Raw genomic sequence first — 21,248 nt, forward strand, 5'->3', positions numbered from 1 at the left:
CGATGTGGCTGTTGTGATGTCCTTTAGCGGCTGTTACGCGAAGTAACCATGACCCTGGGTGCAGCTCTGACCCCCCGTTCTCGGCACAGCAACGTTGTCTCGACCATGCATACGTAAGCGCGTGGCCTCGTGCTCAAGGCCTGCGGTACCCTAACGCCATGCGTGCTGTACGCCTTCTGCTTAGCGAGCCGCGCTGATCAGTCCCGACCGCCGGTGAACGGACGGTTCGGAATCGGCGCGGCGTCCCCTCCTGTGCGAGGGGTTTTTTCGTTTCCTGGACGACAACCCGCTGGCAGAGACGATCGATGGAGCTTTGAGGACCATGAGCGAGACGAACCCCGCTGCCGCCGCTGTCCCGGCAGAGGCCGCGCCGCACCGCTACACGGCGGCCATGGCCGCCGAGATCGAGGCACGCTGGCAGGACTTCTGGGACGCCGAGGGCACCTATGCCGCGCCGAACCCGCAGGGCGACCTGGCCGGTGACCCCGAGACGGTGGCCCGGCCCAAGAAGTTCATCATGGACATGTTCCCCTATCCCTCCGGTGCGGGCCTGCACGTCGGCCACCCGCTGGGGTACATCGCGACCGATGTCTTCGCGCGCTTCCAGCGCATGACCGGCCACAACGTCCTGCACACCCTGGGCTTCGACGCCTTCGGCCTGCCCGCCGAGCAGTACGCCGTGCAGACCGGCACGCACCCGCGCGTGTCCACCGAGGCCAACATCGAGAACATGAAGTCCCAGCTGCGCCGGCTGGGCCTGGGCCACGACAGGCGCCGGTCGTTCGCCACGATCGACCCCGAGTACTACAAGTGGACCCAGTGGATCTTCCTGCAGATCTTCAACTCCTGGTACGACGAGGACGCGGACAGGGCCCGCCCGATCGACGCGCTGGTCGCCCAGTTCGAGTCCGGTGAGCGGTCCGTACCGGGACACACGCGCGCGTGGCACGAGCTGACCGCCGCCGAGCGCGCCGACGTCCTGGGGGAGTTCCGTCTGGCCTACGCCTCCGACGCCCCGGTCAACTGGTGTCCCGGCCTGGGCACCGTGCTGGCCAACGAGGAGGTCACCGCCGACGGCCGTTCCGAGCGCGGCAACTTCCCCGTCTTCAAGGCCAAGCTGCGCCAGTGGAACATGCGCATCACCGCCTACGCGGACCGCCTGCTGAACGACCTGGACGCGCTGGACTGGCCCGAGGCCATCAAGCTGCAGCAGCGCAACTGGATCGGCCGCTCCGAAGGCGCCCGCGTCGACTTCCCCGTGGACGGCGAGCGGATCCCGGTCTTCACCACACGCCCGGACACCCTGTTCGGCGCGACCTACATGGTCCTGGCACCCGAGCACCCGCTGGTCGACAAGTTCACCCCGGAAGTCTGGCCCGAGGGCACGCACGACGTCTGGACGGGCGGTCACGCCACCCCCGTCGACGCCGTCGCCGCGTACCGCGCGCAGGCGGCCGCGAAGTCCGACGTCGAGCGCCAGGCCGAGGCCAAGGACAAGACCGGCGTCTTCACCGGCGTGTACGCGACCAACCCGGTCAACGGCGCGCAGGTTCCCGTCTTCATCGCCGACTACGTCCTGATGGGCTACGGCACCGGCGCGATCATGGCCGTCCCGGCGGGCGACCAGCGCGACTTCGAGTTCGCGCGCGCCTTCGAGCTGCCGATCCACTGCATCGTCGAGCCGACCGACGACCGCGGCACCGACACGTCGACCTGGGAGAACGCATTCGCGTCGTACGACGCGAAGATCATCAACTCGGCGAACGACGAGATCAGCCTGAACGGCCTGGGCGTCGTCGACGCCAAGGCGCGCATCACCGAGTGGCTCGAAGGCCGGGGGATCGGCGAGGGCACCGTCAACTTCCGCCTGCGTGACTGGCTGTTCAGCCGTCAGCGCTACTGGGGCGAGCCCTTCCCGATCGTCTACGACGAGGACGGCGTCGCCCACCCGCTGCCCGAGTCGATGCTGCCCCTGGAGCTGCCGGAGGTCGAGGACTACTCGCCCCGCACCTTCGACCCGGACGACGCGAACACGTCCCCGGAGACGCCGCTGTCGCGCAACGCGGACTGGGTGAACGTCACGCTGGACCTGGGCGACGGCGCCGGTCCGCGCTCCTACCGCCGCGAGACCAACACCATGCCCAACTGGGCCGGTTCCTGCTGGTACGAGCTGCGATACCTGGACCCGCACAACAGCGAGCAGCTGGTCGACCCGGCCGTCGAGCAGTACTGGATGGGCCCCCGCGAGGGGCAGCCGCACGGCGGCGTCGACCTGTACGTCGGCGGCGCCGAGCACGCCGTGCTGCACCTGCTGTACGCGCGCTTCTGGTCCAAGGTCCTGTTCGACCTGGGGCACGTCTCCTCCGCGGAGCCGTTCCACAAGCTGTTCAACCAGGGGATGATCCAGGCCTACGCGTACACCGACTCCCGCGGCGTGTACGTCCCGGCCGCCGAGGTCGAGGAGCGGGACGGCGCATTCCTGTATCAGGGCACGCCCGTGAAACGTGAGTACGGGAAGATGGGCAAGTCCCTGAAGAACGCCGTCACTCCGGACGAGATCTGCGCCGAGTACGGCGCCGACACGCTGCGTCTGTACGAGATGGCGATGGGCCCGCTGGACGTATCGCGCCCGTGGGACACCCGGGCGGTGGTCGGTCAGTACCGGCTGCTGCAGCGGCTGTGGCGCAACATCGTCGACGAGTCCACCGGCGAGGTGACCGTCGTCGACGCCGAGGCCGACGAGCCGACCCTGCGAGCCCTGCACAAGGCGATCGACGGCGTGCGCCAGGACCTGGAGGGCCTGCGCTTCAACACCGCCATCGCCAAGATCACCGAGCTGAACAACCACCTGACCAAGGCGGGCGGGGCGCTGCCGCGCACGGTCGCCGAGGACCTGGTGCTGCTGGCCGCTCCGCTGGCCCCGCACATCGCCGAGGAACTGTGGCGCAAGCTGGGTCACACCGACTCGGTGGTCCACCAGGATCTGCCCGTCGCCGACCCGGCGTACGTCGTGGACGAGAGCGTGACCTGCGTCGTGCAGATCAAGGGCAAGGTCAAGGCGCGCCTGGAGGTCTCCCCGGCCATCTCCGACGACGAGCTGGAGAAGGTCGCCCTGGCCGACGAGGCGGTCGTCAAGGCGCTGGGCGGGGCCGGTATCCGCAAGGTGATCGTGCGGGCGCCGAAGCTGGTGAACATCGTCCCGGCGTAGGGCTTCGTTCGCCGACCGGGCGGTCGTCCACTGTTTTCGGCCGTCCCTTAGGGGTTCCGTGCGGGCAGGTTCGGGGTTCTTCTGGAACTCCGGGCCTGCCCGTCTCGTTTACCGTTTGAAGGGCGGGGCGCCGGCTGCGGTGTGCCGCCTGCGGGGCCGGACGCGTCGTGCAGGTCGAAGGAGGAGCTCGTGGAAGCCGTGATCGCCGTCATCGTCCTGCTCTTCGTGCTTTGCCTGGCGCTCGGCGCCTACGCCACGGTGAAGGTGATCGGTGCCGCCAAGCGGGGCGTCGACCGTACCGTCACGCAGGCCCGCCGCACGGTCGAGGATCACACCCTGCGGGTCAAGTCCTACGCCCAGCCCGGACCGGCCGGCGAGATCGCCCAGCTGCGGCTCGCTCTGCGCACGTCGATGCGGGCCACTCAGGAGGCACTGCACGCGGGCGCCGTGGAGGACGAGTCCCTCAAGGAGTCCCTCGGCCTCTTCCAGCGGCTCAGCGTGCACGGCCACGAACTGGACGGCGAGCTCAAGCGCCTGGAGTCGGAGCCGGACCGTGCGACGCTCGCCGAGCGCCTGCCGTCACTGCGGGAGCGCACCGAGCGCATCACGGGCTCGGCCGACTCGCTGCGCTGGGCCGCCCGTGACCGTGCCGGCCGCTTCGCGCAGGACGATCTCGACTCCCTCAGCGCCCAGATCGGTGTCGAGGCCGGCGCCCTGCGGCACTGGACCACCCCGGAACCCGACCGGACGCCGCCCCCGTGGCCCGAGGCGCCGGCCGTCGACAGCCCGACGGCTGGTCAGACCTGGCCCGAGACCCCCGGCGCACGCACGGCGGACGAGCCGGCCCCGCAGGCCATCACCCCGCCCGCACCGCGTCCGACCTACCCCTGGCAGAAGAAGCCGCGCCCGGAGAGCACCACCTGAGCGGAATCCGGGATCCGACACCGTCGGCACGGCGACCGGGAGCACGGAAGTGCTGTGGTCGTCACGCGGGGACGGGGTCGCGAGACCTGGGTTCGACAGCTCACGGGGCGCCGGCTCGGGCACTGTTCGGCGTGGTATTTGATTCGGTCAAGGGCAGCCCGGCTGCCAGGGGCCGGGCTGCCGCACAGCCGCTACGCCAGGTAACCTCCAGGTCATGTCCTGCCATGTCGCGATCGTCACGGATTCAACGGCCTACCTGCCGCAGCGGACGATGGAGCGTCATGGCATCACCGCGGTGCCCCTGACGGTCGTCCTCGGCGACCAGGCACTCGAAGAGGGCAGCGAGATCTCCACCCGCTCGCTGGCCCAGGCGCTGCAGAAGCGACGCCCCGTCACCACCTCGCGCCCCAGCCCCCAGTACTTCGCCGAGACCTACCGCAGGGTCGCCGAGTCCGGCGCCGCCGGCATCGTTTCCCTCCACCTCTCCGCCGAGCTGTCCGGCACGTACGACGCGGCGGTGGTCGCGGCGCGCGAGGCACCGGTGCCGGTGCGGGTGGTGGACACCGGCATGGTCGCCATGGCGCTCGGCTTCTGCGCGCTCGCGGCGGCCGAGGTCGCGGAGACGGGCGGGACGGTCGACGAGGCGGTCACCGCGGCGGAGAAACGAGCCGCCGGCACGTCCGCCTACTTCTACGTCGACACCCTGGAATACCTGCGTCGTGGCGGCCGGATCGGCACCGCCCAGGCCCTGTTGGGCTCGGCGCTCGCCGTGAAGCCGCTTCTCCAGCTGGACGCGGGGCGCATCGACCTCCTCGAGAAGGTACGTACGGCCTCGAAGGCGATCGCACGTCTGGAAGAGCTCGGCGCCGACCGGGCGGGCAGCGCTCCGGTGGACATCGCCGTGCATCATCTCGCCGCCCCCGACCGGGCGTCGGCCCTCGCGGACCGGCTGCGGTCCCGTGTGCCCGGACTCGTCGACCTGCATGTCAGCGAGGTCGGAGCGGTGATCGGCGCCCATACCGGACCAGGGCTGCTGGGAGTCGTGGTCTCGCCACGCTGAGGGTCTCCCTCACCCCTCCGAGTGGCGAAGTTGTCCACAACCGGGCGTCGGTCCACGGAAATTGAGCAAGATCATCGCGATGTGGCGAAGTGTCCGATCCTCGTCGCATGGCACTTCGATCACGCTCACGCAGCACGTACGCGACCAGTGGCCCCGGGCGGGCCCGCAACTCGGACGGCCGCTCCCGCCACCTTCGTCCACCCGGCGGCCGGGCGGGACACCGCCATGCTCCGGCGGAGGAGAACCGCCGTCGAGCGCAGGCGTTGTTCACCGCACGGTCCCGGGAGGCGAGCGCGCCGGAGAAGTCGGATGTCGGCCCGCCGGGCGGAGGCGGCGCGGGCGACCGGGGCGGTGGAGGCAGCGGCCGGCCCGGACCCCATGGGAGTGGTGGGGGCAGCCGCCGACCGGGGTTCCACGGGAGCGGTGCTGTCGGCGGCAAGGGGGCCGCGGCCTGCACGGGAGGGGAATGCCCGGAAGACACAGCGGGAGACCTGGGTCCGGAGGATGCGGCACCGGGCGGTCCCGAGGGCGATGGTGCTGACGCGGGCGTCGCCGCAGGAGGTGGTGCTCCCGCGGGCGTCGTCGCGGCGGTGGGCGGTGCGCCCCCCGGGGGTGCCGTCGTCGCAGAGAGCGGTGTGCCCGGGGGCGCGGGCCAGGCGGCACGGGCGGCGTGGGCGGTCCGGGCGGTGTGGTGGGAGCGGGCGGGGCTCGCGCTGCGGGAGCGGATGCCGCTCTGGTTGCAGGCGCGGTGCGGACTGGAACGCAGAAGCGTGCTGGCGCTGGCGGTGCTGCTGGTCGCCGCCGGGGGCTTCGCCGTGCAGCACTTCTGGACCGGACGGGTCCAGCCGGTGAAGGCGCCGGAGGTGGTGCGAGCCGCGGTCCCCTTCGGGGCGGCGGCGGGCGAGCGCGAGCCGGCGGCCGGGCTCGAAGCGTCCGCAGGTCCGCCGGGGCCCGGGACCGCGGCGAGCGCCGGGAGCGCGGCCGGTGGCGAGATCGTGGTGGACGTCAGCGGAAAGGTGCGCAAGCCCGGAATCCACCGTCTGCCGGCCGGGTCGCGGGTCATCGACGCGTTGGCCGCGGCCGGTGGGGTGCGACCGGGTACCGACACCGACGGGCTCAACCGCGCACGGTTCCTCATGGACGGCGAGCAGGTCGTCGTCGGCGGCCCGTTGGCTGCCGGGGCCGGTGCCGGTGCCGGTGCCGGTGCCGGAGCGGGTACGGGATCGGCGGGGTCCGCCGGGGCGGTCGGTCCGGGCGGCGGACCCGCGGTGCCCGTGTCCCTCAACACGTCGACGCTCGACCAACTCGAGGCCCTGCCCGGCGTGGGACCAGTGCTGGCGCAGCACATCATCGACCATCGGGCACGGCACGGCGGCTTCCGGTCGGTGGACGAGCTGCGGGACGTCAACGGTATCGGCGAGCGGCGCTTCGCCGACCTGCGGAATCTCGTGAGGCCATGAGGCGGGCGAACACCGGGCGGAGGATTCCCGGGCCCGGGGGCCGGGTCGGGGAAGAGGACGAGGCCCCTGCGAGCGGAGCCCGGACGGTGCCGGGCCGACGCGGCCGGCAGGCCGTGCACGCCGACTCCGGAAAGCGGCTGGGCGAGGCCCACCCGCATCAGGAGGGGCCGGTGGATCTTCGGCTCGTACCACCCGCGCTCGCGGCCTGGGCCACGGCCGCGCTCACGCTGGACGCGGAGCCCGGGCTGGTGGGCGGGCTCGTGATCATCTGTCTGGCGACCTCCGCGATCCTGCTCGCCGTGCGGCGGGGCAGGGCGAGGAACTCCCCGCGCACGCCGGGCCCCCGGAGCACCGGGCCGCGCGTGATCCCCGAGGCGGCGGTTGTGACGGGCACCGCGGTTCGTCGGAGGGTCTGGCCACGGGTGACCGTCGCCGCCTCGCTGCTCTGTGCGGCCGCGGCCGCCGCGTCGGCCGGGCTGCACGGCGCCGATCTGCGCCGCGGGCCGGTGCCGGCGCTGGCGGGCAGGTATGCGAGCGTCACCGCGGAGGTCGAGCTCACCTCTGACCCACGGCTCACGCGCCCCCGCGTCAGAGGGGACCACGCGATGCCGGACTCGGTGATGATCGAGGCGGAGGTGCGCAGGGTCGAGACCACGGACCGGACGGTAGTGGCGACGCGGACGCCGGTCCTGCTGATCGTGGACGCCGGATCGCGCAGCGGGGGCGACGGCCGCCGCGAGGGGCCAGACGGCCGGGAGGAGTCCGGCGGTGCGAAAGGTCCCGGAGGGAGTGGGGAGCCCGGAGGGAGTGGGAGGGCCGGACGGGGTGGGGAGTCCGGCGGCGCGAAAGGTCCTGGAGGGAGTGGGGAGCCCGGAGGGAGTGGGAGGGCCGGACGGGGTGGGGAGCCCGGCGGTGCGAAAGGTCCTGAAGGGCGGCCGGAGGCGTCGTGGCTCGCGTTGCTGCCGTCCACCCGGCTGCGTGTGGCCGGGCGGCTCGCGCCCGCCCTCGCCCGAGCGGACCGGTTCGCGGCGGTGCTGCGTGTGCGGGACGGGACGGCGCCGTCGGTCGTGGGACGCCCTTCTGCCACACAACGGGCTGCGGGGCGGCTGCGGGCGGGTCTGCGGGTGGCCACCGACGGCTTGCCGGCGGACGCCAGGGCGCTGCTGCCGGGGCTGGTGGTCGGGGACACCTCGAGGATCACGCCCGAACTGGACGAGGCCTTCAAGGAGACGGACCTGGCCCACACTCTGGCCGTCTCCGGAAGCAACCTCACCATCATCCTCGCGCTGCTCCTCGGCCCGCCCGGCCTCGCCCAGCAGGTCGAGCGGCGCGGTCTGGCGCCCCGGCTGGGCGTCCCCCTGCGCGCGACCGCGGTGCTGGGCGCAGCGCTCACGCTCGGCTTCGTGGTGGTGTGCCGGCCCGACCCCAGTGTGCTGCGCGCCGCGGCCTGTGGAGCGATCGTGCTCCTGGCCCTGGCGACCGGCCGACGCCGGTCCCTCGTCCCGGCCCTGGCGACGGCCGTGTTGCTTCTGGTGCTGTACGACCCGTGGCTGGCCCGGAGCTACGGCTTCCTGCTGTCCGTCCTCGCCACCGGGGCCCTGCTGACCCTGGCACCGCGTTGGAGTGCCGCACTGCGCGGGCGGCGGGTGCCGCCGAGGCTCGCGGAGGCGCTGGCGGCAGCCGGAGCCGCGCAGGCCCTGTGCGCACCGGTCGTCGCCGTCCTGTCGGCGCGGGTGAGTCTGGTGGCGGTGCCCTGCAATCTCCTCGTGGAGTTCGCGGTCGCGCCCGCGACGGTGCTGGGCTTCGCGGTGCTGGCGACCGCGCCGGTGACGATGCCGGTGGCCGAGGCGCTGGCCTGGTGCGCCGGTTGGCCCGCCGGGTGGATCGCGGGCGTGGCCCGAACGGGCGCCGCGCTGCCGGGTGCGGCAATCGACTGGCCGGGCAGTTGGGCCGGTGCGCTCTCGCTGGCGGTCGTGACCCTCGTGGTGGTGCTGTTCGCGCGGCGGCTGTCGGGACATCCGTGGCTGTGCGTGGTCTGCGGGGTGTTGCTGCTGCTCGTGGTGGTACGGCCGCCGCCGCTGACGAGGGTGCTCACGGGCTGGCCGCCGCCGGGCTGGCGGCTGGCGATGTGCGACGTGGGGCAGGGCGACGCGAGCGTCCTCGCGGCGGGCGACGGCGTCGGTGTGGTCGTGGACGCCGGTCCGGATCCGGCGCTGGTCGACCAGTGCCTGCGCACGCTCGGCATCACCAGGGTGCCGCTAGTCGTCCTGACCCACTTCCACGCGGACCACGTGGCCGGGCTGCCGGGGGTGCTGCGGGGCCGGGAGGTGGGGGCCGTCGAGACCACGGGCTTCGAGGAACCCGTGGAGCAGGTGAAATTCGTACGACAGGAGGCGAGGGCGCGGAACGTCCCCGTGGTGCGGGCGGTGGCCGGGGAGCGGCGCCGGGTCGGTGCCCTGGAATGGGAGGTGTTGTGGCCACCGCCGCTCCCGGCGCCCGGACCGGAGGGACCCAACGACGCGAGTGTGACGATGCTCGTGCGTTCGGCAGGCCTGCGCATGCTGTTGCTGGGCGACCTCGAGCCCCCGGCGCAGCGGGCGCTGTCGAGATCGCCGGCGGCCGCGCTGGTGCGCGGAGTGGACGTGCTGAAGGTGGCGCATCACGGCTCGGCCTACCAGGACCCGGACCTCATACGGGCAGTGGCGCCCCGGCTGGCGCTGATCAGTTGCGGCGCGGACAACCCGTACGGACATCCCGCGCCCAGCACGGTCGCGGCACTGCGTGCGGGTGGGGCGATGGTGCTGCGGACGGACCGGGACGGGGCGCTGGCGGTTGTCGGAGGCGCGGGCGGGGAGTTGGGGGTGGCGCGAGACTGAGGGTATGAATCCCGCACAGTCGAAGGACGAACCGCTCCGGCCTTCCGTCCCCCGCGACACCGCCCGTCCCTCCGACGTCCGGCACCAGGACGTCCGTTTCCCCGACGCTCGTCTGGTCGCGGCCTATCTCCACCGCCTCGGCCTCGAGCCCCCGCTCCCGCCGCCCCCGACCGCCGGCGTTCTTCGGGACCTGCACCTGAGGCATCTGCGGTCCGTGCCCTTCGAGAACCTGTCGGTGCATCGCGGGGAGGGGATCGTGCTGGAGGAGAGGCGACTGGTCGAGAAGGTCGTCGAGGCGCGGAGAGGAGGGTTCTGTTACGAGCTGAACGGGGCGTTCGGGGCACTGCTGACGGCGCTGGGCTTCGAGGTGACCCTGCTGGCGGCGCGGGTGTACGGCGAGGAGGGCCGGCTCGGTATCCCGTACGACCATCTCGCGCTGCTGGTCAGGACGGTGGACGGCGGGCAGTGGCTGGCCGACGTCGGGTTCGGGGCACACAGCCACCACCCGCTCCGCTGGGGGCAGGACGACGAACAGACCGACCCCGGTGGGACGTTCAGGATCGTCGGGGCCGGTCCGGATCCGGCCGGAGCGCAGGCGGCAGCCGGCGGGACGGTGCAGGCGCGGGACATGGACGTCGTGCGGGACGGCGCGCGGGTGTACCGGCTGGAGGTGCGGCCCCGGGTGCTGGGGGACTTCGCGGCGGGAGCCTGGTGGCACAGCACCTCACCGGAGTCGCACTTCACACGGTCGCTGATCTGCTCGCGGCTCACGGAGGACGGAGGGAGGATCACGCTCAGCGGACGACGGTTCAAGACGACGTCCGCGGACGGAACGATCGGGGAACACGAACTGGAGGCCGACGACGAGGTGTTGGAGGTGTATCGGGAGCGGTTCGGGATCGAGCTGGAGCGGGTGCCCGCGGTCCGCGCGCACGGGTAGTCCCCGCCCGTACGGCCATGCGGGCGGCCCCGTGCCGTCACGCCGCGGTGGATCGCGCCGGCCTCCCGTGCAGCGACCGTCGGGAAGAAGCACCGAATCACCGGGCACCGAATCACCGGAACCGCCGGAAGGAGTCGCCTCGTCGCCGAATCGCCGGAGCCGTCAGGACGGATCACCGCAACTCCCCGAGCTCCCGGAAACCTGAACCCCTCGGCCGGCGCCAAGGTGGTGTGCCTGTGCCGGAAAATGGTGGCGTGAGCGATGTGAGACATGTGCTGGTGCTGCCCGACCGTGACGCTGCGGAAGAGGTGGCCCAGGCGCTCGGGGAGCGGTTCGGCGTCGGCGAGGAGCCGAGGATCGTCCGCGACGCCCTGGCCGGGGAGGACGACGCGGAGGACGCGCAGTGGCTCGTCCTGCTGCACGACGAGGACGGGCGGCTCGACGCGGCGGCGCTGGACGAGTTCGCGGCGGAGTGGGAGGGCTGGCGGGAGGAGCCATAGGGTGCGTCGGCCGCGTTGTCAGTGGCTCGTGGGATGCTTTCGGTGATGGCCAGGAAGACTGCGAATGACGACCCTCTCGCCCCGCTGACGCTCGCCGTGGGCCAGGAGGACCTCCTGCTCGACCGTGCCGTGCAGGAGGTGGTGGCCGCCGCCCGGGCCGCCGACGCCGACACGGACGTACGCGACCTGACCCCGGAGCAGCTGCAGCCCGGCACGCTCGCCGAGCTGACCAGCCCCTCGCTCTTCGCGGAGCGCAAGGTCGTGGTCGTACGCAACGCGCAGGACCTGTCCGCCGACACGGTCAAGGACGTCAAGGGCTACCTCGGATCGCCCGCCGAGGAGATCACGCTCGTCCTGCTGCACGCCGGGGGCGCCAAGGGCAAGGCACTGCTGGACGCCGCGCGCAAGGCAGGCGCCCGCGAGGTGGCCTGCCCGAAGATGACCAAGCCGGCGGACCGGCTGGCCTTCGTCCGACAGGAGTTCCGGGCGACCGGCAGATCGGCCACGCCCGAGGCCTGCCAGGCGCTGGTCGACGCCATCGGCAGCGATCTGCGGGAGCTGGCGTCGGCCGTGTCCCAGCTGGTCGCCGACATCGAGGGCACCATCGACGAGGCCGTCGTCGGCCGGTACTACACCGGGCGGGCCGAGGCGTCGAGCTTCACCGTCGCCGACCGGGCGGTGGAGGGGCGGGCCGCCGAGGCGCTGGAGGCACTGCGCTGGTCGCTGGCCACCGGTGTGGCACCCGTGCTGATCACCAGCGCGCTCGCCCAGGGTGTGCGGGCCATCGGCAAACTGTCCTCGGCGCGCGGCGGCCGTCCGGCCGACCTCGCGCGGGAGCTGGGCATGCCGCCGTGGAAGATCGACCGGGTTCGGCAGCAGATGCGCGGCTGGACACCGGACGGGGTGGCCGTCGCGTTGCGCGCGGTCGCCGAGGCGGACGCGGGAGTGAAGGGCGGAGGCGACGATCCGGAGTACGCCCTCGAGAAGGCCGTCGTGGCCATCGCGCGTGCGGCGCGCTCCGGGGGACGCGGATAACCGCCCTCACGAGTGCCTCCTGCCCAGTGCTGCAGCGGGCCCGGGGGATCCTCCTGGCGGTGACAGCCCTCGGCGTGGGCGTCCTGGGGTGTCAGTCCTGGGGGTGAGCGCCTGGGGTGTCAGTCCTCGGGGTGATCCAGTCGCCGTTCCCCTGCCGGGGAGGAGAATCGGACGTACCAGTCCCACATCGCCGACGCATGCGAAAGGTGGCGATCGACATGGCTGAACACCCGCACGCGGCACTCGTCCGTCAGGGGTACGAGGCCTTCACCCGCGGAGACATGGACACCCTGCGCGGCCTGATGACGGGGGACTGTACGCACCACGTGCCCGGTTCCCACATGCTCTCCGGGGACTTCAAGGGCCTCGACGCGATCACGGACATGTACGGCAGGCTCTTCTCGGAGACGGCCGGGTCCATGAGCGTGGAGTTGCGCAACGTGATGGTCGACGGCCGTGGGCACGCCGTCGCGGTGCACCGCTTCATCGCCGACCGCAACGGCAAGCACCTCGAGGACGACGGTTGCATCGTCTTCCGGATCGTCGGCGACAAGATCACGGATCTTGACGAGTGCATCTCGGACATCGACGCGAGCAACCACTTCTGGTCGTGAGAGCCATGCCGAAGGCCCCGGCTCCCGCCCTGGGGAAGGGCGGAGCGCCGGGGCCTTCGGGGAAAGCCGATCAAGCTGGTGAGCCCGTACCCGCGTGGCGAACGCAGGCCGCGTACAGGCTCGGGGGTTGCCGGACGGGAGCGGATGAGAGGGCCCGCTGAGTCCCTTTCCGGCGATCAGATCAGTGAAGCGGTTCAGCCCTTGAGGGACTCGACCTTGGAAGCAAGCGCCGACTTCTTGTTGGCGGCCTGGTTCTTGTGGATGACGCCCTTGGAGACGGCCTTGTCGAGCTGACGCGCGGCAGCGCGCTGGTACTCGGTGGCCTTCTCGGCGTCACCCGCGGCAGCGGCCTCGCGGGCCTTGCGGATCGCGGTCTTCAGGGAGGACTTCACGGCCTTGTTGCGCAGCCGAGCCTTCTCGTTGGTCTTGTTCCGCTTGATCTGGGACTTGATGTTCGCCACGAATGAGCCTTTTCAGGTTCAGGCACGGAGCCGCACGGGCTCGTACCAGGTGATTTCTTGGGGTGTGTCCCGCGCTGAGAGGGCATGAGACACAGCTGCCCAGACTACCAGTGGCTGCGCGAGTGGCCCAAACCGGTCCCCGGTCGCCACCCGTGGGACCATGGAGCCTACGTATCGATCCGACCCGAGGCACAAGGCGCCTCAAGAGACAGGACCCTGCGTGCCCGCGACCCCTAACAATGTGCCCGAGCCGAGCCGTACCGACCCGGCTCTGATCCGCAACTTCTGCATCATCGCGCACATCGACCACGGCAAGTCCACGCTCGCCGACCGCATGCTCCAGCTGACCGGAGTCGTCGATCAGCGGCAGATGCGTGCTCAGTACCTCGACCGCATGGACATCGAGCGTGAGCGCGGCATCACGATCAAGTCCCAGGCCGTGCGTCTGCCCTGGGCCCCGACACAGGATCCGGGGCACACCCACATCCTGAACATGATCGACACCCCGGGGCACGTGGACTTCACGTACGAGGTGTCCCGGTCGCTGGCCGCGTGCGAGGGCACCGTCCTCCTCGTCGACGCCGCCCAGGGCATCGAGGCCCAGACTCTCGCCAACCTCTACCTGGCGATGGAGAACGACCTCAAGATCATCCCGGTGCTGAACAAGATCGACCTGCCGGCCGCCCAGCCCGAGAAGTTCTCCGAGGAGCTCGCCAACCTCATCGGCTGCGACCCCGAGGACGTGCTCAAGGTCTCCGCCAAGACCGGTCTGGGGGTCGAGGCGCTGCTGGACCGGGTCGTCGCCGACGTTCCGGCCCCGGTCGGCGTCCAGGACGCCCCCGCCCGCGCGATGATCTTCGACTCGGTCTACGACTCCTACCGCGGTGTCGTGACATACGTGCGTGTCATCGACGGCCAGCTCAACAAGCGTGAGCGGATCCGGATGATGTCCACCGGCGCCACGCACGAGCTGCTCGAGATCGGCGTCTCGGCGCCGGAGATGAAGTCGGCCGACGGCCTGGGCGTCGGTGAGGTCGGCTATCTGATCACCGGTGTGAAGGACGTCCGTCAGTCCAAGGTCGGTGACACCATCACCACCCTGCACAAGGGCGCGACCGAGGCCCTCGGCGGGTACAAGGACCCCAAGCCGATGGTGTTCTCGGGCCTGTACCCCCTCGACGGCTCGGACTACCCGGAGCTGCGCGACGCGCTCGACAAGCTGCAGCTCAACGACGCCGCGCTGGTCTACGAGCCGGAGACGTCCGCCGCCCTCGGCTTCGGCTTCCGCGTCGGCTTCCTCGGCCTGCTGCACCTCGACGTGATCCGTGAGCGGCTGGAGCGCGAGTTCGGACTCGACCTCATCGCCACCGCGCCGAACGTGGTCTACCGCGTCGTGATGGAGGACGGCAGCGAGCACACGGTGACCAACCCGAGCGAGTTCCCCGAGGGGAAGATCAACGACGTCCACGAGCCCGTCGTACGCGCCACGATCCTCGCGCCCTCCGAGTTCATCGGGTCGATCATGGAGCTGTGCCAGACCCGGCGCGGCACCCTGCTCGGCATGGACTACCTCTCCGAGGACCGGGTCGAGATCCGCTACACGCTGCCGCTCGCGGAGATCGTCTTCGACTTCTTCGACCAGCTGAAGTCCAAGACGCGCGGTTACGCGTCGCTGGACTACGAGCCCACCGGCGAGCAGGCCTCCAGCCTGGTCAAGGTGGACATCCTGCTGCACGGCGACAAGGTGGACGCCTTCTCGGCCGTCACCCACAAGGACGCCGCGTACGCCTACGGTGTGCGGCTCGTCGCCAAGCTGCGCGAGCTCATCCCGCGGCAGGCCTTCGAGGTGCCGATCCAGGCGGCCGTCGGCTCCCGGGTCATCGCCCGCGAGACCATCCGCGCCATCCGCAAGGACGTCCTCGCCAAGTGCTACGGCGGCGACATCTCCCGTAAGCGCAAGCTGCTGGAGAAGCAGAAGGAAGGCAAGAAGCGGATGAAGATGGTGGGTTCCGTGGAGGTTCCGCAGGAGGCCTTCATCGCCGTCCTGAGCAGCGACGACAACGCGGGATCCGGCAAGGGCAAGAAGTAGCCGCACCTGAGGCCCGTGTTCAGGGTGTGCCCGGGGCCCGTCGTGCTGTCGCGCGGCGGGCCCTTTGGCTGTACTCAGGAGAAAGTGACCGACCGGAGCCCCTTACGCGCTGGCCAGTCGCCCTTTACTCTGATGCCTGCTCGGTAGTTACTCGTGAGTTAAACAACAGCTGCCGTCGAGCACAGCCGTCGTCCAGCACAGCCGTCGTCAACAAGAGCCGCCGTCAACAGCAGCCGCGCGTCGAACGACGCCGCAACGAGCCAGCCGCCGCACCGTCGCGGGCCCCGGAGGATGTCGTGAGCGACACACAGACACTGATCGAGAACCGTCCGCCGTCGGTCGCGGGCCTCTTCCTGGAGCGCGTGGCGGCCACGCCCGACGCGGAGGCGTACCGCCATCCGGTGCCTGCCGCGTCCGGCGAGGGCCCCGACGCCTGGAAGGCGCTGAGCTGGGCGCAGGCCGCAGAGCGGGTCTACGCGATCGCGGCCGGCCTCATCGAACTCGGCGTGCAGCCCGAGCAGCGCGTCGCGCTCGCCTGCTCCACGCGCCTCGAGTGGATCCTCGCCGACCTCGGCATCATGTGCGCCGGAGCGGCCACGACCACCGTCTACCCGCAGACCAACGCCGACGAGTCGGCGTTCATCCTTTCGGACTCCGAGAGCCGGGTGCTGATCGCCGAGGACGCGGCTCAGCTCGCCAAGGCGGTCGAGAAGCGCGCCGAGCTGCCCGACCTCACCCATGTGGTCGTGATCGACCCGGCCGGTGTGGAGACAGCCGACTGGATCCTCACCCTGGACGAGCTGGAGAAGCGCGGCGCGGCCCGGCTGGAGAAGGAGGCCGGGCTGATCAAGGAGCGGGTCGCCGCGATCACCTCCGACCAGCTCGCCACCCTCATCTACACCTCCGGCACCACCGGCCGCCCCAAGGGCGTGCGCCTGCCGCACGACAACTGGTCGTACATGGCGAAGGCGATCGCGGCGACCGGCCTGGTCGGCCCCGACGACGTGCAGTACCTGTGGCTGCCGCTCGCACACGTCTTCGGCAAGGTGCTCACCTCCGGCCAGATCGAGGTCGGGCACGTCACGGCCGTTGACGGTCGCGTGGACAAGATCATCGAGAACCTGCCGGTGGTCCGGCCGACGTACATGGCCGCGGTGCCGCGCATCTTCGAGAAGGTCTACAACGGCGTCGCCGCCAAGGCCCGCGCGGGCGGCGGGGCCAAGTACAAGATCTTCCAGTGGGCCGCCGAGGTCTCCCGCGAGTACGCCAAGGCCGCCCAGGACAACTTCCGGCGCACCGGCAGCGCGTCCGTCCCCTTCGGGCTCGGCGCCAAGCACAAGGTCGCCGACGCGCTCGTCTTCGCCAAGATCCGCGAGGCCTTCGGCGGCAACCTGCGCGCCTGTGTCTCCGGGTCGGCGGCCCTCGCGCCGGAGATCGGTTACTTCTTCGCCGGCGCCGGCATCCACATCCTGGAGGGCTACGGCCTGACGGAGTCCTCCGCCGCCTCCTTCGTGAACCCCGGCGAGGCCTACCGCACCGGCACGGTCGGCAAGCCGTTGCCCGGCACGGAGGTGCGCATCGCCGACGACGGCGAGATCCTGCTGCGCGGCCCCGGCATCATGGAGGGGTACCACAAGCTCCCCGAGAAGACCGCCGAGGTCCTCGAGGCGGACGGCTGGTTCCACACCGGCGACATCGGCGAGCTGTCGCCCGACGGCTACCTGCGGATCACCGACCGCAAGAAGGACCTCATCAAGACGTCCGGCGGCAAGTACATCGCGCCCGCCGAGGTCGAGGGCCAGTTCAAGGCGGTCTGCCCGTACGTCTCCAACATCCTCGTGCACGGCGCCGACCGGAACTTCTGCACGGCGCTCATCGCCCTCGACGAGCCGTCCCTGCTGGACTGGGCGAAGGACAACGGGCTGGCCGGAAAGCCGTACGCGGAGGTCGTGGCCGCACCCGTCACCGTGGAGCTCATCGACGGTTACGTCAAGCGGCTCAACGAGGGCCTCCAGCGCTGGCAGACCATCAAGAAGTTCCGGCTGCTGCCCCGCGACCTGGACGTCGAGCACGGCGAGATCACGCCGAGCCTGAAACTCAAGCGGCCGGTCGTGGAGCGGGAGTACAAGCACCTCATCGACGAGATGTACGCCGGATCGCGCGAGGCGTAGGGCGGGCGCAGTTCCGGCGTGGCGCAGTTCCGGCGGCGCGGCTCCGGCGTGGTGCGGGGCACGGGGGTGGCGCGGATCCCGGTCGGCGGCACCCCGGCGCGAAGGGGAGGGGTGGAGTCCGGATGTTCGGATCCCGCCCCTCATCCGTGCGTCATCGGGCGTCATTTGGCACACGCGTGCTCGCATAGCACGCTTCTCACTCCGGACGGCCCACTTCGGTGACTAAGCGCTCACGGACGGAACCGGTCTGTCACCCTGATGGTGCATTCGACCGTCCGGGGAGCTGCGCATGGGTGCCATTCCGACGCAACGGGAGACCCTCTCCCGGGCCGGCGGCGCGCCCGCGCGCGCGGGTGGGCTCCCGCACGCGCGCGCGATCCTGGCCGGCAGCTCTCTCGCGCCCGGCGCCGCCCGCGATCTGGTACGCACCTCGCTGTCCGAGTGGGCCGCAACCGGTCTGCCCGGCGCCGTGAAGCTGCGCGAGCGCCTCGCCGAGGACGCGATACTCGTCGTCAGCGAGCTGGTCACCAACGCCGTGGTCCACGCCGGCACCGAGGTCGAGCTGGTGTGCCGGCTGGAGGCGGAGTCCGGTCCGTCCGACGGCGGCCTCGCGGTCGTCGTGGAGGTCTGTGACCGGCACCCCTCCCGCACCCCGCGCGACCACGCCGCCGACCCGCCCCACGGCACACCGGAGCACGGCCGCGGCCTGCGCCTGGTGGCCACGCTGGCGGACGCCTGGGGCGTGACGTACCGCAGGGGGGCGAAGACGGTCTGGGCGCGGCTGCTGCCGGCCGCCGAGTCCGCCGAGCCGGGCTTCGCGGGCGGCGGCGCGGCGCAGGCCGCCGAGGGGGGCGGCATGCCCGACGGCGGCGTCGACCCCGAGTGCGACGACGGCCACGGCCACGTCAGCGATCACACCTGCGACCCGCACCCGGACCACGGCTACGACCACGGCTACGGTCATGTCGATTTCTCCGGGCTTCTCGACGCCTTCGCACCCGCACCGGAGCCCAGCGGCCGGGGCGACCCGGACTGGCTCAACCGTGGCGCCCTCTCCTTCCTCGCCGAGGCGTCCGACCTGCTGGCCGGCCAGCTCGACGAGGACCTGGTCGCCGCGCTGACCGGCCAGCTGCTGGTGCCGCGGCTCGCCGACTGGTGCGCGGTGTGGCTGGAGGACGAGGTCAGCGGCCGCGGTGACTGGTCCGGCGGGCCGGGGCCGCGGCTTGCCCGCGTCTGGCACGGCAGCGAGAACCGCATCGAGGAGTTGCGCCGCACCCTGGACAAGGATCCGCCGTGCCCGCCCGACGGCGGTCCACGCTCGGGGCCGGAGCCCTATCCCTGGCCCGCGACGGCGCTCGGCCCGGACGGCGTCTCGCTCGCCTACCGGCTGATCGCCGGCGGCCGGCCACTGGGCACCCTGGTCCTCGGACGGGCCGGACCCGGCGTCTTCCCCGACGAGGTCACCGGGCTCGTGGAGGATCTCGGCCGCCGGGTGGCGCTCGCCATCGGCGCGGCCCGTCAGTACGCCCGGCAGGCCACCATCAGCGCCGTTCTGCAGCGCGGGCTGCTGCCCGGCGCGGTCGCCCAGATCCCCGGTGTGTGCAGCGCCCTCGTCTACGAGCCGCGCGAGCAGGGCGGGCCCAGCGGCGACTTCTACGACCTGTTCCCGGCGGGCGACGGCCGCTGGTGCTTCGCCGTGGGAGACGTCCAGGGCAAGGGCCCGGAGGCGGCCGTCGTCATCGGGCTGGCCCGGCCCTGGCTGCGTCTGCTGGCCCGTGAGGGCTACGGCGTCGCCGACGTCCTGGACCGCCTCAACCAGCTCCTCCTCGACGACGCGACCGAGGCCGCCGACGCCGCCGCCCGCGCCTTTGTCGGCCCCGCCGGGCCCGCGGACGGCCCGCAGACCCGCTTCCTGTCGCTCCTGTACGGCGAGCTGGCACCCTTCGAGGGCGGCATCCGCTGCACCCTCGCCTCCGCCGGACACCCGCTGCCCCTGCTGCTCGGTCCGGACGGCGCGGTCGCCACCGCCGGACGCCCGCAGACCCTTCTCGGGGTCGTCGAGGACGTCGTCTACACCTGCCACAGCCTGGAGCTGCGACCCGGCGACAGCCTGCTGTGCGTCACCGACGGCGTGACGGAACGGCGCTCGGGACTGCGCCAGTTCGACGACGAGGACGGTCTGGCGACGGCGCTGGCGGGCTGCGCCGGACTGGACGCGGAGCTGATCGCGGAGCGGATCCGGCAGTTGGTGCACGAGTTCGGCGAGGAGCCGCCGGACGACGACCTGGCCCTGCTGGTGCTGCAGGCGGAGTAGCGGACCGCAGCGTCGCCGGGCGGTGACGCGGGTGAAGGCACCGGTACGGCGGCGAGGAGCGCCGACGGTGGTCCGGTGACCGCCCAACCGCCGTCGGGCGACGGAACTGCGCGGCGGCGGAGTCGCGGGGCGTCAGGCCGAGCGCCGGGGCGGGGCGGTGCCGCGAAGGTTACGGACCGGGTGGCGAGGGGCGGGGGCCGCGCGGCGAGGGACGCGACCGGGCGCACTCTGCGCATGTATGGTCCGGTTTTGTGCCGAAGGCGAATAATGCCGTAGATGACGCGCCCACCCGCCGCAGCGTCCTGATCGCCGGCGCGGGAATCGGGCTGACCGCGACCGCATGCACCCGCGAGGCCCGCCCGCCGGTGGGCGCGCCCGGGCCAGGGGCCCACGCGGCGCGCCGCCGCCAGGCCGGCGTGACCACCCCGCAACAGGCCACCGCTCTGATCCTGGCGTACGACCTCGATCCCGCCCTGCGCGGTGCGGTGGGCGTACGGCAGCTGAAGGCGGTGTTCGCGAGGTGGACCCACGCCCTTGCGGAGGCTCAGGAGACCGCGGACACCCAGGGGACCGGAGAGACCGTGGACACCCAGGGGACCGGAGAGACCGTGGACACCCAGGGGACCGGGGAGGCCGGGGAAGCCGACGGCGGTCGCACGGCCCGTCTCACCGCCACGCTCGGAGTCGGCCCCGGGTTGCCCGACCGCCTGGGCCTGCGCGCCCCCGACGCCCTGCGCGACCTGCCCTCCTTCCCCGGCGACCGGCTCGACCCCGCCCGCTGCGGCGGCGACGTGCTGGTGCAGCTGTGCGCCGACTCGGCCGACGCCACCGAGGCGACCGCGGTCACCCTGACCCGGCTGGCGGGGGACGCGCTGAGCCCGCGGTGGCGTCAGGGGGGCTTCCTGCCGCCTTCCCCGGACGGCGGAGGCACCCCGCGCGACCTGCTCGGATTCAGGAACGGCAGTGCCAATCCCACCGCCGAGGAGTGCGAGCGCTGGGTGTGGTCGGGCGACGCGACCTACCTCGTCGTCCGGCGTGTCCACCTGCGCGTCGAGGACTTCGCGCGGCTCGCCGTGCACCGTCAGGAGGAGATCGTCGGCCGCCGCCGCGCGACCGGGGCCCCGCTCGACGGCGGCTCGGAGCACGACGACGTCGACCCGCTCGCCAAGGATGCTCAGGGCCGGTACGCCACGCCGCCGCGTTCGCACGTGCGCGCCGTGAGCCCCCGCCTCGACGACGGCGCCCGGATGCTGCGCCGCAGCTACTCCTATGCCGACGGCCCCACCGACCAGGGCCTGCTGTTCCTCGCCTTCATGCGGGACCCGGCGCTGTTCGCCCGGGTCCAGCGCCGTATGGCCGCGCAGGACGACCTGGCCGCGTTCACCCAGGCGCGGGGCTCGGCGGTGGCGTACGTCCTGCCGGGCGCCGGTCCGGGCCGTCCGCTGGGGGCGGAGCTGCTGGGCTGAGGGAGGTCCGGCAGCGGTCGCGGGCCGCAGCCGAGGGGCGGCGCGGACGAGGGGGCGGCGCGGGCGACGGCGTGTGCCGACGCGAGGGTGACGCGGCGGCGAAGCACGCCGACGAGGGCCGGTGCGGGCG

At 72.1% G+C, this 21,248-nt stretch carries 14 protein-coding genes; 13 read left to right on the top strand and 1 reads right to left on the bottom strand.

All coding sequences use genetic code 11. From position 1 onward, the window contains the following. The first annotated feature begins 322 nt into the window (after positions 1-322). The 9 genes from leuS (at position 323) to C6376_RS15745 (ending at position 12,617) form a co-directional block, all read left to right on the top strand. Entirely contained in the window at positions 323-3,208 is a 2,886-nt protein-coding gene (gene leuS / locus C6376_RS15705; RefSeq protein WP_107443986.1) for a leucine--tRNA ligase, read from the top strand. 189 nt (positions 3,209-3,397) lie between these two features. Next, positions 3,398-4,132, top strand: coding sequence for a hypothetical protein (locus C6376_RS15710; protein ID WP_107443987.1), 735 nt, complete (start codon positions 3,398-3,400; stop codon positions 4,130-4,132). 214 nt (positions 4,133-4,346) lie between these two features. Continuing rightward, positions 4,347-5,192 (top strand): DegV family protein, encoded by an 846-nt coding sequence (locus C6376_RS15715; RefSeq protein ID WP_107443988.1) that lies wholly within the window; start codon positions 4,347-4,349, stop codon positions 5,190-5,192. A gap of 107 nt (positions 5,193-5,299) precedes the next feature. Further along, a complete protein-coding gene (locus tag C6376_RS15720; protein ID WP_107443989.1) occupies positions 5,300-6,652 on the top strand; it encodes a helix-hairpin-helix domain-containing protein in 1,353 nt (450 codons plus the stop codon). A 113-nt stretch (positions 6,653-6,765) separates the two neighbouring features. Beyond that, a complete protein-coding gene (locus tag C6376_RS15725; protein ID WP_254076379.1) occupies positions 6,766-9,528 on the top strand; it encodes a ComEC/Rec2 family competence protein in 2,763 nt (920 codons plus the stop codon). Positions 9,529-9,532: 4 nt separating this feature from the next. After that, positions 9,533-10,468: an arylamine N-acetyltransferase gene (locus C6376_RS15730; RefSeq protein WP_107443990.1), complete on the top strand. Its 936-nt coding sequence runs from the start codon at positions 9,533-9,535 to the stop codon at positions 10,466-10,468. Between the two features lie 254 nt (positions 10,469-10,722). After that, positions 10,723-10,968, top strand: coding sequence for a hypothetical protein (locus C6376_RS15735; protein WP_107443991.1), 246 nt, complete (start codon positions 10,723-10,725; stop codon positions 10,966-10,968). A gap of 45 nt (positions 10,969-11,013) precedes the next feature. Continuing rightward, on the top strand, positions 11,014-12,003 hold the full coding sequence (gene holA / locus C6376_RS15740) for a DNA polymerase III subunit delta (protein ID WP_216825588.1): 990 nt from the start codon (positions 11,014-11,016) through the stop codon (positions 12,001-12,003). 218 nt (positions 12,004-12,221) lie between these two features. Next, positions 12,222-12,617, top strand: coding sequence for a nuclear transport factor 2 family protein (locus C6376_RS15745; protein WP_107448988.1), 396 nt, complete (start codon positions 12,222-12,224; stop codon positions 12,615-12,617). 194 nt (positions 12,618-12,811) lie between these two features. Here C6376_RS15745 and rpsT read toward each other — a convergent pair whose 3' ends face one another. After that, positions 12,812-13,078, bottom strand: coding sequence for a 30S ribosomal protein S20 (gene rpsT / locus C6376_RS15750; protein ID WP_057574704.1), 267 nt, complete (start codon positions 13,076-13,078; stop codon positions 12,812-12,814). Between the two features lie 220 nt (positions 13,079-13,298). On the opposite strand from rpsT, the gene lepA reads away from it, so the two are divergent. The 4 genes from lepA to C6376_RS15770 all read left to right on the top strand — a co-directional run bounded on the left by lepA (position 13,299) and on the right by C6376_RS15770 (position 21,118). Further along, positions 13,299-15,167: a translation elongation factor 4 gene (gene lepA, locus C6376_RS15755; RefSeq protein ID WP_107443993.1), complete on the top strand. Its 1,869-nt coding sequence runs from the start codon at positions 13,299-13,301 to the stop codon at positions 15,165-15,167. Between the two features lie 296 nt (positions 15,168-15,463). Then, entirely contained in the window at positions 15,464-17,338 is a 1,875-nt protein-coding gene (locus C6376_RS15760; protein ID WP_107443994.1) for a long-chain fatty acid--CoA ligase, read from the top strand. A 289-nt stretch (positions 17,339-17,627) separates the two neighbouring features. After that, positions 17,628-19,652, top strand: coding sequence for a SpoIIE family protein phosphatase (locus C6376_RS15765; protein ID WP_107443995.1), 2,025 nt, complete (start codon positions 17,628-17,630; stop codon positions 19,650-19,652). Positions 19,653-19,903: 251 nt separating this feature from the next. Next, positions 19,904-21,118, top strand: a complete 1,215-nt coding sequence (locus C6376_RS15770) for a Dyp-type peroxidase (protein WP_107443996.1) — start codon at positions 19,904-19,906, stop codon at positions 21,116-21,118. Positions 21,119-21,248: the final 130 nt, after the last annotated feature.

This window comes from Streptomyces sp. P3, from assembly GCF_003032475.1.
Taxonomy (GTDB): Bacteria; Actinomycetota; Actinomycetes; order Streptomycetales; family Streptomycetaceae; genus Streptomyces.

Bases quoted from the DNA above. Each gene is read 5' to 3' on its own strand.
- leuS (WP_107443986.1), top strand. From the start codon at position 323: ATGAGCGAGACGAACCCCGCTGCCGCCGCTGTCCCGGCAGAGGCCGCG.
- C6376_RS15715 (WP_107443988.1), top strand. From the start codon at position 4,347: ATGTCCTGCCATGTCGCGATCGTCACGGATTCAACGGCCTACCTGCCG.
- C6376_RS15720 (WP_107443989.1), top strand. From the start codon at position 5,300: ATGGCACTTCGATCACGCTCACGCAGCACGTACGCGACCAGTGGCCCC.
- C6376_RS15765 (WP_107443995.1), top strand. From the start codon at position 17,628: ATGGGTGCCATTCCGACGCAACGGGAGACCCTCTCCCGGGCCGGCGGC.
- holA (WP_216825588.1), top strand. From the start codon at position 11,014: ATGGCCAGGAAGACTGCGAATGACGACCCTCTCGCCCCGCTGACGCTC.
- C6376_RS15745 (WP_107448988.1), top strand. From the start codon at position 12,222: ATGGCTGAACACCCGCACGCGGCACTCGTCCGTCAGGGGTACGAGGCC.
- C6376_RS15730 (WP_107443990.1), top strand. From the start codon at position 9,533: ATGAATCCCGCACAGTCGAAGGACGAACCGCTCCGGCCTTCCGTCCCC.